Origin of the sequence: Bradyrhizobium jicamae, assembly GCF_018130215.1 — a bacterium.
GTDB lineage: Bacteria > Pseudomonadota > Alphaproteobacteria > Rhizobiales > Xanthobacteraceae > Bradyrhizobium > Bradyrhizobium jicamae_A.
On the sequence record NZ_JAFCKQ010000003.1, the window covers coordinates 164,152 to 177,049 of the forward strand.

The following is a 12,898-nucleotide window of genomic DNA, read 5'->3' on the forward strand; positions in this document are numbered from 1 at the left end:
TCGTCTCGCGACCTCGTGAGCAAGCCTGCGCCTATTCCAGGTTTGCAGGACGAGACACCGTCGAACGTTTGCGCGGAAGGTAATTGCGTAGGCAACAATCCGCGCGCAGGCATAAGCGCATCGCATTCCTGTGCCGCCATATCGACGATTGCGAGCAGAGAAGTTTGCTTCAATTATGTGACCGAGCATCCGTGCGGCGTTTTTCTGGGAGAGCCGGGTGCGTTTACGATTTCGGTTTTCTTGTTGCGGCTGCTTGCTGAGCGGCTTGCGGACACGAATTTGGCGCACTCGGATCGAAAACGCATACCGGCAAATGAACCTGGTCCGCCGCAGCTCGCAAGAGGAAGTCTGTTGCCGAACGATTCGCTCACACTGATCACGTCGGCGTTATCAACTCGTCGGAGCGATGCTGCTTATCTGAAGATGATTTCCGCGGGCCTGCGAAATGCTGAAGGGGGCCGCCCTTACGGCAACGGCATCAGCGCCCCTGCCGGAAAGCGAACGAGCTGACGACATGCATGGCCACCGCGGGGCGCGAGGCGCCTTCCTGAGCAGCGTCGAGTTTGATGACAAGGGCTGGCCGTGCTGGCCGGGTCGTGAGGACCTGTCGGCGGAGTTCATCAAGATCCTCGCTGCCGCGCAGGAGGGCGGCTCGACCGTTTCCGAATGCTGGTTGACGTTGAGCAGGATCGACCTCGCGTCGGAGGTCTCGTGGTCCGAGGAGTGGATCAGGACCGCGGAGCTGAACGAGAACAGGGCCGATCTTTCTTATCTGAACGGCAATCTGATCACGGCCCGTCGCAACTGGCTGCGCGCGATTACGTATTTCCATGCGGCCGCGAGGCCTGCCGGATATGCCAATGATCTGTTGCAATGTGCCGTCGACGGCATGCGGCGATGCGCAAGAAGCTATCTGAAGAGCCGCGTTCCGGCCGGCCAGGTGCTTTCGATTCCCTGGACCGAGGAGGTGTCCCTTCAAGCCTGCTATCTGCCATCGGCCTTTCGCGACAATGCGCCGGTCATCGTGTGCATCGGCGAGCCGGGTTCCTACAAGGAAGAATTGATCGCCAAATACGCAGCTCATGCCTATGAGCGGGGATTGGCGCTTCTGACGGTGGATCTCCTTGGGACCGAGATGGCCTTGCCGCCAGAGCGGCTCGAAGGCCAGAAGTTCGAGGCTGCCTTGAGCCACGTGCTGGACTATCTCTCCGAGAAGCCGGGTGTCGACAACACAAGGATCGCCATCGTGGCGGATGCGTGGAGCTCTTCTTTGGTCGCACGCGCGGCCGCAAGTGACACCCGGTTCGCCGCAGCCGTCTGCGACGCCGGCATTTGGGACACGCATGAGAGAAGTTTCTTCCACCGACATGCCGCTCCCCAGGAACAGACGCGATTGATTGACGAGCCCAACGCGATTTCACGCAGCATCGATTGTCCGCTCCTCGTCACCGCGGGCGAAGGCGGCTGGCTGCTTCCGGGCGCCTTGATCGAGTTCGGCGACCAGTTGAACAACATCCATCGCGACGCCAGGCTGATCCTGTTTCGCCGTGCCGAAACGGCCGCCATGCAGGGGCATATCGATAACCCTACCCTGGCCAACGAAGTGATCTTCGACTGGCTCGAAGACCGGCTGGGGCTGAGGAAGAGCCTGTCCTGAGGCAGCCTGGGCGAACCCCCGCCCGGTGACACGTCGCAGGCCGGACGACAGCCGTTCCGTCGAACTCCCGGTTCCGGCGCGTGAACGTTGCAGCGCGCGATCGGACGCGCGTGGCTGTACTCTGAAACCCGGCGCGGCTATCGTCACGGTCAAGGCGGCCTGTCCCGCCGAGCATGGCATTCAGGACTCGCACGGCTGCCCGCCCTGCGATTGGGACGATGTGATGAGCGAAACCATTGGCTTCCCCGATCCCGGCCTCGACCTGTCCGACGGCTTCAAGCCGCACACCTCGCATTGGGGCGTGTTCTCGGCGCGCCTGAAGGAGGATGGTCTGGAGGTCAGGCCGTATGCTGCTGATCCCGATCCGAACGGCATCATCGACAACTTCCCCACTGCGTTGCGTCACCAGGCGCGCATCGCGCAACCGGCGATCCGCCGCGGCTGGCTCGAGCGCGGTGCCGGTCCCGACGACCGGCGCGGCCGTGACGAGTTCGTCTCCGTCAGCTGGGAGACGGCGCTCGACCTGCTTGCCGGCGAGCTGGCGCGGGTCCGCGATACCATCGGTCCCGGCGCGGTGTTCGGCGGCTCCTACGGCTGGTCAAGCGCGGGCCGCTTCCATCATGCGCAGAGCCAGGTGCACCGTTTCCTCAACATCGCACTCGGCGGCTATGTGCGCTCGGTGAACACCTATTCCTCGGGTGCGTCCTCGGTGCTGCTGCCGCAGATCCTCTCGGGCTACGAAGACATCACCAAGCGCAACGTCACCTGGGAGCAGATCGCGGCCGAGACCGACATCGTGCTGGCGTTCGGGGGCATGGCGCTGAAGAACTCGATGGTGGCCGGCGGCTCGATCTCCAAGCATGTCGAGCGCGGCGCCATGGCGGCTGCGCGCCGGCGCGGCTGCGAGTTCGTCCTGGTCAGTCCGCTGCGCGACGACCTGCCGGCGGAGGCCGGCGCCGAGTGGATGACGGCGTTGCCCGGGACCGACACCGCGCTGATGATAGGCATCGTCCATTCGCTGGTCAGCGCCGGCCTGCACGACCAGGCCTTCCTCGATCGCTACACCGAGGGCTGGCCGGTGTTCCTGCGCTATCTCACCGGCGAGGCGGACGGCCGGCCGAAGGATGCGGAATGGGCCGCGGCGATCTGCGGAGTCAGTGCCGACGCGATCCGCGGGCTGGCTCGCCGCCTTGCCGGACGCAGGTCGCTGATCACCGTCTCCCACTCGCTGCAACGCGCCGAGCACGGCGAGCAGCCGGTGTGGATGGGCCTGGTGCTGGCGGCGGCCCTCGGCCAGATCGGCCTTCCCGGCGGCGGCTACGCCTATTCGCTGGGCGCGATCGGCTATTACGGCCGGCGCGTCAACGCGGTGCCGGGGCCGACGCTCGGCCAGGGCCGCAACGGTGTCGCCGACTTCATTCCGGTGGCGCGCATCGCCGACATGCTGCTCAAGCCCGGCACCCCCTATCGCTACAATGGCGAGACGCGGACCTATCCGGACATCCGCCTGGTCTACTGGGCCGGCGGCAATCCGTTCCACCATCACCAGGACCTCAACCGGCTGCGCAAGGCTTTCGCGAAACTCGACACGCTGGTCGTCCATGAACTCGCCTGGACCGCGACGGCGCGGCACGCCGACATCGTGCTGCCCTGCACGATGACGCTGGAGCGCGAGGACATCGGCTACTCCACCAACGATCCGCTGATGGTCGCCATGCACCGGATCGCCGAGCCGTTCGGCCTCGCGCGCGACGACTATGAGATCTTCGCCGATCTGGCCGAGCGTCTCGGCGCGCGCGAGCCCTTCACCGAGGGACGCACGGCGCGGCAATGGCTGATGCATCTCTACGAGCCGACCCGCAAGGCGCTCGCAGCCCAGGGTCTCGCTGCTCCGAGCTTCGAGGAGTTCTGGGCGAGCGGCAGCCTGGTCGTTCCGCAACATCTCGACGACGGCGGCTCGCTGCGCCGCTTTCGCGAGGAACCGATCGAGCGCCCGTTGCCGACCCCAAGCGGCCGCATCGAGATCTTCTCGAGCAAGATCGCCGGTCACGGCGATGCGGATTGTCCGGGACATCCGGTCTGGCTGCAGAAGACCGACGTGCCGTCGGCAAGCTCGCCGTTCTTCCTGATTGCCAATCAGCCGGTCACGCGGCTGCACAGCCAGCTCGACTTCGGCGGGCATTCGGCGGGCGCCAAGCATCGCGGCCGCGAGGTCGCGCGCATGAACCCGCGCGACGCCGGGGCTCGCGGCATCGCCGACGGCGACATCATCCGCCTGTTCAACGCCCGCGGATCCTGTCTCGCCGCTGTTCATGTCACCGACGGCATCGCGCAGGGCATCGTCCAGCTTCCGACCGGCGCCTGGTACGACCCTGTCGATCCCGAGGAGGAGAACCCGCTCTGCGTGCACGGCAATCCGAACGTGCTGACCCGCGACATCGGCACCTCATCCTTTGCGCAGGGCTGCACCGGCCAGATCACGACCGTCGAGGTGGAGCGCTTCAAGGGCAATCTGCCGCCGATCCGCGCCTTCGATCCGGTGTAGATCAAATCGATTGGCTATTTGACGGCGCCGCCGGTGATGCCGGAGATGAAGCGATCGAGAAAGAAGTTATAGGCGATCGCCACCGGGATGCTCGCGATCAATGCTCCGGCCATGATTTCGCCCCAGAAGAAGATGTCCCCGCGAACGAGGTCCGTCGCCACGCCGAGCGTGACCGGCTTTTGCGCGGATGAGGAAATGAAGGTCAGGGCGTAGACAAACTCCTGCAAGGTCAGGGTGAACGTGAAGATCACGGTCGTCAGAATCGCCGGCAGTGACAACGGGATGACCATCTTGATGAAGGCGCCGAACAGGCTGCAGCCGTCGACGATCGCCGCCTCCTCGATCTCGCGCGGAAAGGACTTGAAGAACCCCATCAACAGCCACGTGCAGAACGGAATCGTGAAGGTCGGGTACACCAGCACGAGCGACCACATCGAATTCTGCAGTCCGAGGCTGGCAACGATCCGCGAGAGCGGCAGGAACAACAGCGTCGGCGGCACCAGATAGGTCAGGAAAACGCCGATCCCCAGCGCTTCACCGCTGCGGCCGGTCATCCGCGCCAGGCTGTAGCCGGCGGGCAGCGCGGTGACGAGGGTGATCGCGACGACGCAGACGCCGATCACCAGCGAGTTCAGCAGCCAGCGCGCGAACAGAGTGTCCTCGAACAAATAGCGGAAATGCTCCAGCGTCGGCGCTTCGTTGAACCAGAAGGGAATGTTGGTGACGTTGTAGAGATCGGGGTTGGACTTCAGCGAGGTGATCAACATCCAGTAGAACGGGAACGCGGTCAGCACGACGAAAAAGGCGACCGCGCCGTAGAACGAGACCTCGCGCAGGGTGCTGGCGATGATGCGCTGCATGTCAGATCTCCCGCCGTCTGATGAAGCGCAACATGCCGACGACCATCAGGAGCAGCACCGGCAGCATGAACAGCGAGATGGCGGCGCCGTGCGACACGTCGCCGGAGAGAATGCCGACCTGGAAGCCCTGGAAGCCCAGCACCGAGGTCGCGTTGATCGGGCCGCCATTGGTCAGGAGAAAGACGATGGAAAGGTCGGTAAAGGTAAACACGATGCCGAAGATCAGACCGACGGCAACAATCGGGAAGATCATCGGCAGGATGATCTGATAGTTGCGGCGCCAGAAGCCGGCACCATCAACGGTCGCGGCGTCGATGATGTCCTGCGGTACCGAGGTGATGCCGGCAAGAAAGATGACGATCGCAAACGGAAAGAAACGCCATGCGTTGACGACGATCACGCACAGCATCGCCAGATGCGGGTTGCCGAGCCAGTTCGGCGCCTCCGAACGGTCGATGATGCCTAATGTGATCATCGTCCAGTTGATGACGCTGTAGAGGGAATCGAACATCCACTCCCAGGCGACGCTGGCGAGCGCGATCGGCACGGCCCAGGGCAATATGATCAACGCCCTGACGATCTTGCGTCCGGGGAACGGCCGCAACAGCAGCAGGGCGCCGAACTTTCCCAGGATGAGGCCGAGCAGCTGCGACGCAAAGGTGAAGAGAAAGGTGTTCTCGAGCGTTTCGAGAAAGACCGGGTTCTGCAGGATTTGCCTGAAATTCGTCAACCCGACGAAGCGCCACGACGGGTCGTAGATCGTATAGGCGCTGACCGAGTAGTAGACCGCGAGCAGGAACGGCACCCCGACCAGAAGCAGAACGTACAGGATCGCGGGCGCGACGAAGATCGAGCCCAGCACCTCACGCCGGTCGAGAATGAAGCGAAAGCGCGAGGCCGTCCTTGCGGCGGGTTCAGCAATCGTGGCCATGAGAGAACCGGTGTGTCTCAGTGTCGATCAGTCCGCTTGCCGTCCTGATCGAAATAGCGGAGGTCCTTGTTGCGCACCGCGAAAGGGTGCCACTCGCCGGGCCGGAGAGTTTGCTCCGCGCCATGCGCCGGCAACTTCGCAGTGATCGGCTGGCTCGAATCGAAACCTTCGATCGCGCCGTAAACGATCCGTTCCGAGCCGAGATATTCCGATCGATCGACGCGGAACGAGAATTCGGAGAAGTCACCACCCCTGATCATTTCCTTCGGCAGGAAGTTCTCGGGACGGAAGCCGAGATGCGCACCATTGTGTGTGAGCAGGTTCATCGGCGGCGTGCCGACAAAGGTCGCGACGAACCGGTCGGCGGGCTCGTCGTAGATCTCCGCCGGCGTACCGACTTGCCGTATCTTGCCGCGATCGATCACGGCGATGCGATCGCCCATGCCCATCGCCTCGACCTGGTCGTGGGTGACGTAGATCGTGGTGACGCCGACCCGCCGCTGGAACTGCTTGATGTCCTGGCGGGCCGAGGCGCGCAGCTTGGCGTCGAGGTTCGACAGCGGCTCGTCGAGCAGGAGCGCGGTCGGCTCGCGCACCAGCGCACGCGCCAGCGCGACCCGCTGGCGCTCGCCGCCGGACAGCTGGCGCGGCCTCCGGTCGAGCAGATGCTCGATGCCGAGGAGGCGAGATGCCCAGTCGACCTTGCTCTCGATCACGGCGCGGCCGACGCGCTGGGTCCGGAGCGGAAAGGCGATGTTGTTGCGCACAGTGTAGTGCGGATAGAGCCCGTAGCTCTGGAACATCATCGCGACGCCGCGGGCGCGGGGCGGAACGTCGTTGACGATATCGCCGGCAATAATGAGATTGCCGCTGGTCTGCCTCTCGAGCCCGCAGATGATGCGAAGAAAGGTCGTCTTGCCGCAGCCCGACGGCCCGAGCAGGACCACGAACTCGCCGTCCGGTACCGCCAGCGTAATGCCATTGACCGCGAGGACGTTCTCGAACCTCTTGACGATATTCTGTGCCAGTACCGCAGCCATTGAACATCCTCGAGATCAACATTGCCGCACGTCGCTCGCGCGGCAGCGCGTCATTTCCTTGCCCCTCGGTCTGCTACGGCATGCCGGCGCCCGGGCGCCGGGACTCAACCGTTACGCCTTGTGTTGCCACTTGTCGAAGATGGCCCGGCACTGTTGCGTGGCCCATTTGACCGACTCTTCTGCCGTCATCGCCCCGGTCGCCGCTTTTGCCATCATGTCGCAGATGATGAAATCGTTGTAGACCTCGTCGGTCGCGGGCGTTGCCGGGCCGGGATAGCCGGGGACTGCGGACCACTCGTCGGATGTCTGCAGGACCGCCAACTTGTCGTGCGGGGTCGATGTCGGATCATCGGACAGCAGCGGCATCGGCTTCGGCACCATGTTGGTGAAGATCGGGTTGTTGTAGCCGGAGCTTGCCTTGAAGGCGTCGAGCCAGTTGTCGGCGTAGTATTTGAGGAAATCGACCGCCGCCTCCCGGTTCTTGGCGAACTTCCAGACGCCGTAGAACTCCGCAGCACCGCCCATCAGCCGGCGCGCGGGGCCCTTGGGTGGCTTCATCACGAAGATGTCGTCGGCCACTTTCTTGTTGAGCTGCTGGGCGGTCCGATAGGCCGAGATCGGGTTGATGATCAGCGAGCTGACGCCGGAATCGATGTACTGGTTGTTGCTGGCGTCGCTCCACGACAGCACATTCGGCGTCATCGCCTCCTTGTAGAGTGCGGTGACGAACTTGACCGCTTCGACCGATCCCTTGCTGTCGAGTTCGACCGTCTTGCCGGTCTCGTCCTGCACGGCGCCGCCGTAGCTCCACAGCACGCCGCGCCAGGTCGTGTTCGGATCATTGGAGTGGCCGAGAGAAATCCCGACGGGATTGCCCTTCGCCTTGAGCTTGGCGCCACCGATCCGGATGTCGTCCCACGTGTCCGGCGTCATCCCGATCCCGTCCCACAGGCTCTTGCGGTACATGGCAGGGAAGTTGATGTAATAATCGGGAAACGCCGACCAGGTGTGGTCGTCCAGGTTGTAGCCGAGCTGTTTGCCGATGATGGTGGCCTTGCCGTATTTCTTCTCGACGGATTCGACGAGATCGGTCAGATCGACAAGGAATTTGCGGTAGAGATGCGCTCCGCCGGCGCCGTTCCACCCGAACAGATCGTGGCCCGATCCGGCCGATGCTTCGGCCGCGGCTCGTGCGGCGACGTCCTGCACGGGAATGTGGTCGACCGTGACCTCAATCTGATTCTTCTTTCCCCAATCCGCTGCGAATTTGTCAAACCACTTGTCGTAGGCCGGAACGAAGTGGCTCCATTGCACGATCGTCAGCGTCTTGGTGTCGGCCATGGCGCGCGACGCGAAGGGCGCGGAGAGCATCGGCGTCGCGCTGGCCGCTGCCAGCGCGAGGCTCGTGTCCCGCAAGAACCGGCGCCGGGTGATGGATGCAAGTCTGCTTTTGCTCATGTTGGGCTCCTCCCGATTGTTTGCCGAATCGCTTCGACAGCGGTTGGATGAGGCGTGCCCCGTACAAAAAGTCGGCCTCGTCGTTGCGCATCTACCAACTAACGAGAAGTTCCAACGGACGGTTCCATGAGACTTTCGGACCTGCCGTTCGACCTCGCTCCTCCGTCAGTGGTGGGCCCGTCGGCGGAGTGATGCGATCGGCATGAAGGGATTGTGGTAGCGCCTTTTCGAGGAACGCCGGGGCTATGCCGTCCTGCCCGGCAACAACCAGATTGACTCCGGCTCGCACAACACCCTAGATGATCCACGACGGTTCCCCTTCCCGGGGATCAAAAGGGAACGCGGTGCGGGATCACTCCCAATGCCGCGGCTGCCCCCGCAACTGTTAGCGGTGAGTCCTTCGTCATACGCCACTGGGAAATCTCGGTCCTGGGAAGGCGGCGAAGGGTGAGGACCCGTGAGCCAGGAGACCTGCCGTCAGCCGTGGTCACACGCGAAGATGTCGGTCGGGGAGTACAGACATTGTTTTCACCTGGCGCGCCGACCGACGCGTTCACGTGAGATCTCGTTCGCTGTGACGTGCCACTGACGTCATGCCGAGGTCTGCCCGTGTTCTCCATCATTTCCGTTGCCAGGCGGCATCATGCCGCCGCGCTCGCTCTTGGATATCTTCTTCCTCTTCCCCTGTTCGAGATAAGCTCCGCCAGGGCGCAGCAGGCCGATCCGTCCCGTGTGCTGCCGCCGGTCAGCGTCAGCCCGTCCGAGGCGCCTGCGGCGAAACCCGGTCGCGATGACAAGCGTTCGAGCGCGGCAGCGTCACGATCGCGGTCGAGACCGGCGGCGGCACCGGCGGTCGCGCCCGCGGTCGCGGCAACGCCAGGCGACGCCCAACCGTCGGCGCTCAATCTGAACCGGCAGAACAGCAGCGGCAGCCGGCTCGGCCTCACGCCGTTGCAGATGCCCGCGAGCGTCGAGACGATCACCTCGCAGACCATCGCCGAACGCGGCCAGCACAATGTCACCGACGCGATCACCCAGGATGCCGCCGGCTTCACCGCCCTGTCGGCGCCCGGCAATGGCGGCCTGTCGTTCAGCACGCGAGGCTTCGCCGGCAGCAACTCGGTGATGACGCTCTATGACGGCACGCGCCTCTATGTCGGATCCGGCACCTTGACGTTTCCGTTCGACACCTGGTCGGCCGATCGCATCGAGGTGCTGCGCGGGCCGGCGTCGGTGCTGTACGGCGAAGGCGCGATCGGCGGCGTCGTCAACGTGATCCCCAAGAAGCCGACCACGACGCCCATTAACGATGCGGAAGTGTCCGTGGACAGCAACATGACGCGCCGGCTTTCCGTCGACAGCGGCGGTCCGATCAACCCCAACGTCTCCTACCGCGTCAACGCCACCGGCAACATGTCGGACGGCTGGGTCGATCGCGACAGGACGTCGAATGTGGCAGTCTCCGCCGCAGTGCGGGTGCAGGCATCGGACGATCTCGCCTTCACGCTGTCCGAAGACTATGGCGACCGCAACCCGTCGCGCTATTTCGGCACGCCGCTGATCAACGGCACCATCGTCGATGCGCTGCGCTTCAAGAACTACAACGCGTCGGACAGCACGATCCGCTATCAGGACAACTGGACCCGGTTCAAGACCGAGTGGGACGTCGCCGACGGCATCAAGGTCAACAACACGGTGTATTACCTGACCAGCGAGCGGCACTGGCGCGACATCGAGAGCTACACCTGGAATCCGGCAACCCAGTCGATCAGCCGCGCCAACTATATCGAGATCTTCCACGACCAGAAGCAGGCCGGCGACCGGTGGGACACGACCTTCACCGGTCACATCTTCGGGCTCGAGAACCGGCTGGTGACCGGTTTCGACGTCAATCATATCGAGTTCTTCCACACCAACAATTCGCCCTATAGCGGCACCTCGTCGGTCAATCCTTACGTCTTCGATCCCGGATCGTTCTTCGCGACGACGGTCCCGACCACGCCGGGCTTCAATGCGATCGTCAACCAGTACGCCCTGTTTGCCGAGGACCGGCTCGCGCTCACCGATCAATTGTCGCTCGTCAGCGGCGTCAGATACGATCGTCCCGAGGTCGATCGCACCGATTACAAGGTTCCTTCGAACAGTTTCGACGTCTCGCTGTCGGGCACCAGCTGGCGCACCGGGCTGGTCTATGAGCCGATCAAGGATCTCGCCTTCTACGGCCAATATGCAGTCGGCACCGATCCGGTCACCAACCTGATCTCGCTTTCGGCCACGCAGAAGACGTTCCAGCTCGCCACCGGCAGGCAGACCGAAATCGGGGTCAAGCAGTCGTTCTGGGGCGGCCGCGGCGAGTGGACGCTGGCGGGCTACGAGATCGTCAAGAACGGGCTGTTGATTCCCGATCCGACCAATCCTGCCGGGCTTGCACTGCAGGTCGGTCAGCAATCGTCGCGTGGGGTCGAGGCATCGGTCGGGCTGGTGCTCAACGACGGCTGGCGCATCGACGCCAACACGGCGCTGTTGCGCGCGCGGTACGACAATTTCAGTCAGACGGTCGGCGGAACGATCGTCAGCTACGCCGGCAATGTCCCGATCAACGTTCCGCAGCAGGTCTCCAACGTCTGGCTCACCTGGGATTTCGCGCCCGGCTGGACGGTCTATGGTGGCGCGCAGATCGTAGGCCAGGCCTATTCCGACCTGGCCAACACCATCGCGATGCCGAGCTACACCGTGGTCAACACGGGTGTCAGGTGGAAGCCGGATGACCGCACGACGGTCGCGTTCCGGGTCTACAATCTGTTCGACAAGGTCTACGCCACGGTGTCGCCCTATGCCGGGCAGTGGATCCTGGGCATGCCGCGGACGGCAGAGCTCTCCGTCAACGTGAAGTTCTGACCATGCGGCGCGCATTGATCCGGCGAGGACGGCGATGGCTCTACGTCATCCATCGCTGGATCGGCATTGCGACCTGCCTGCTGTTCGCGATGTGGTTCGTCTCGGGCGTCGTCATGATGTATGTGGCGTTCCCGCAGCTCACCGGCAAGGAGCGACGGGCGGCGCTGCCGCCGATCGCATGGGATCGCGTTCACGTGGCGCCCGATCGCGCCATGGCGATCGCGGGCGTCACGAGCTACCCGCGCGACCTCAGCCTCGTGATGCTCGATGACATGCCGGTCTATCGGCTGTCGGACTGGAATGGCGCGCGCAAGACCATCTCGGCGACCGACGGTCACCTGATCGACGGCATCACGCCCGAACAGGCGGTGGCGATCGCGCGGCAACATCCCGATGCGGTGTATCCGCGAGTGATCGGCACCATCGAACGCGATCAATGGAGCGTCACGGCGCGCTACGATTCCTTGCGGCCGCTCTATCTGGTCTCGCTCGGAGACGAGGAGGGGAGCGAACTCTACATCTCGGCGCGGACCGGCGAGCTGGCACTCGACACCAACAGGCGCGAGCGGGTCTGGAATTGGCTCGGCTCGATCCCGCACTGGATCTACCCCACCGTGCTGCGCAAGGACGGCGCGACCTGGCGGCTGGTCGTGCTCTGGTTGTCCGGCATCTGCCTCGTGGCGGCGGTGACCGGATTCTGGATCGGCATCCTGCGGCTCCGTTTGCGGCGGCGTTATGCAGCCGACGCAATCACGCCGCATCGCGGCTGGATGGCCTGGCATCACATCGCAGGCCTGATCGGCGGCATCTTCGTCATGACCTGGATGTTCAGCGGCTGGCTGTCGCTCAATCCGGGGGGTTATTTCGCGGGCCGCGGCCAGACCCGTGAGATGGCGGAGCGCTATGCCGGGCATGACGCGCCGCGGATCGTGGCGACCTTCCGGTCGACACCGCCGAGCGGGGCGGTCGAAGCACGCTTCGTCTGGCTCGGCGGTCGAACGCTGATGCTGCTTGCCGATCGCGACGGCCACGAGATCGCCGCCGATCCCGCAACCGGCGCTGCAACGACGCTGTCGGACGACGAGATCTTTGCGGCTGCGGCTGCCCTGTTGCCGGATGCCAGGGTGGCCGAGCGCCTGCGCCTGAACGATTTCGATAGCTATTATTATCCGCATCACAACGAGCGCGCGCTGCCGGTGCTGCGCGTCGATTTCGATGATGCGGCGCGGAGCCGGTTCTACATCGACCCGCGCACCGGCGACATCGTCGGCCGCAGCGACGACAGCCGGCGAACCTATCGCTGGCTGTTCAATGCCCTGCACAGCCTCGACTTCGCGCTGCTGCTGCGCCATCGTCCGGCATGGGATACCGTAATGGTGCTGTTGTCACTGGTCGGGATCATTGTGTCGACCAGCGGCATTGTCATAGGGTGGCGGCGATTGCGACGGCCGGCAATTGCGCGAGGTCGGGCTTGAAGGGCGGGGTAAGCTGGAATTCCGAGATCGATTC

At 64.0% G+C, this 12,898-nt stretch carries 9 protein-coding genes and 1 riboswitch; of the genes, 5 read left to right on the top strand and 4 right to left on the bottom strand.

Annotated elements, in window-relative coordinates; all coding sequences use genetic code 11:
* The first annotated feature begins 15 nt into the window (after positions 1 to 15).
* The 3 genes from JQ586_RS06790 to JQ586_RS06800 all read left to right on the top strand — a co-directional run bounded on the left by JQ586_RS06790 (position 16) and on the right by JQ586_RS06800 (position 4,202).
* On the top strand, positions 16 to 510 hold the full coding sequence (locus JQ586_RS06790) for a hypothetical protein (RefSeq protein ID WP_212393742.1): 495 nt from the start codon (positions 16 to 18) through the stop codon (positions 508 to 510).
* 4 nt (positions 511 to 514) lie between these two features.
* Positions 515 to 1,657, top strand: coding sequence for a S9 family peptidase (locus JQ586_RS06795; RefSeq protein ID WP_212393743.1), 1,143 nt, complete (start codon positions 515 to 517; stop codon positions 1,655 to 1,657).
* Between the two features lie 223 nt (positions 1,658 to 1,880).
* Positions 1,881 to 4,202 (top strand): molybdopterin guanine dinucleotide-containing S/N-oxide reductase, encoded by a 2,322-nt coding sequence (locus JQ586_RS06800; RefSeq protein WP_212393744.1) that lies wholly within the window; start codon positions 1,881 to 1,883, stop codon positions 4,200 to 4,202.
* A gap of 14 nt (positions 4,203 to 4,216) precedes the next feature.
* Here JQ586_RS06800 and JQ586_RS06805 read toward each other — a convergent pair whose 3' ends face one another.
* From JQ586_RS06805 to JQ586_RS06820, 4 genes are all read right to left on the bottom strand, one after another.
* On the bottom strand, positions 4,217 to 5,062 hold the full coding sequence (locus tag JQ586_RS06805; protein ID WP_212393745.1) for a carbohydrate ABC transporter permease: 846 nt from the start codon (positions 5,060 to 5,062) through the stop codon (positions 4,217 to 4,219).
* A 1-nt stretch (position 5,063) separates the two neighbouring features.
* The gene (locus JQ586_RS06810) at positions 5,064 to 5,993 is read right to left on the bottom strand and encodes a carbohydrate ABC transporter permease (protein WP_212393746.1); all 930 of its coding nucleotides are present in this window, start codon (positions 5,991 to 5,993) and stop codon (positions 5,064 to 5,066) included.
* Between the two features lie 17 nt (positions 5,994 to 6,010).
* Positions 6,011 to 7,033, bottom strand: a complete 1,023-nt coding sequence (locus JQ586_RS06815) for an ABC transporter ATP-binding protein (protein WP_212393747.1) — start codon at positions 7,031 to 7,033, stop codon at positions 6,011 to 6,013.
* A 111-nt stretch (positions 7,034 to 7,144) separates the two neighbouring features.
* A complete protein-coding gene (locus JQ586_RS06820; protein ID WP_212393748.1) occupies positions 7,145 to 8,491 on the bottom strand; it encodes an extracellular solute-binding protein in 1,347 nt (448 codons plus the stop codon).
* A gap of 293 nt (positions 8,492 to 8,784) precedes the next feature.
* Positions 8,785 to 8,985, top strand: a riboswitch (cobalamin riboswitch).
* A 238-nt stretch (positions 8,986 to 9,223) separates the two neighbouring features.
* On the opposite strand from JQ586_RS06820, the gene JQ586_RS06825 reads away from it, so the two are divergent.
* Positions 9,224 to 11,389, top strand: coding sequence for a TonB-dependent receptor (locus tag JQ586_RS06825; protein ID WP_409410968.1), 2,166 nt, complete (start codon positions 9,224 to 9,226; stop codon positions 11,387 to 11,389).
* A 2-nt stretch (positions 11,390 to 11,391) separates the two neighbouring features.
* Positions 11,392 to 12,864: a PepSY domain-containing protein gene (locus JQ586_RS06830; protein WP_212393749.1), complete on the top strand. Its 1,473-nt coding sequence runs from the start codon at positions 11,392 to 11,394 to the stop codon at positions 12,862 to 12,864.
* Positions 12,865 to 12,898: the final 34 nt, after the last annotated feature.

Excerpts from the sequence above, each read along its gene's own strand:
- JQ586_RS06795 (WP_212393743.1), top strand. The coding sequence starts at position 515 with ATGCATGGCCACCGCGGGGCGCGAGGCGCCTTCCTGAGCAGCGTCGAG.
- JQ586_RS06800 (WP_212393744.1), top strand. The coding sequence starts at position 1,881 with ATGAGCGAAACCATTGGCTTCCCCGATCCCGGCCTCGACCTGTCCGAC.
- JQ586_RS06805 (WP_212393745.1), bottom strand. The coding sequence starts at position 5,062 with ATGCAGCGCATCATCGCCAGCACCCTGCGCGAGGTCTCGTTCTACGGC.
- JQ586_RS06810 (WP_212393746.1), bottom strand. The coding sequence starts at position 5,993 with ATGGCCACGATTGCTGAACCCGCCGCAAGGACGGCCTCGCGCTTTCGC.
- JQ586_RS06815 (WP_212393747.1), bottom strand. The coding sequence starts at position 7,033 with ATGGCTGCGGTACTGGCACAGAATATCGTCAAGAGGTTCGAGAACGTC.
- JQ586_RS06820 (WP_212393748.1), bottom strand. The coding sequence starts at position 8,491 with ATGAGCAAAAGCAGACTTGCATCCATCACCCGGCGCCGGTTCTTGCGG.
- JQ586_RS06830 (WP_212393749.1), top strand. The coding sequence starts at position 11,392 with ATGCGGCGCGCATTGATCCGGCGAGGACGGCGATGGCTCTACGTCATC.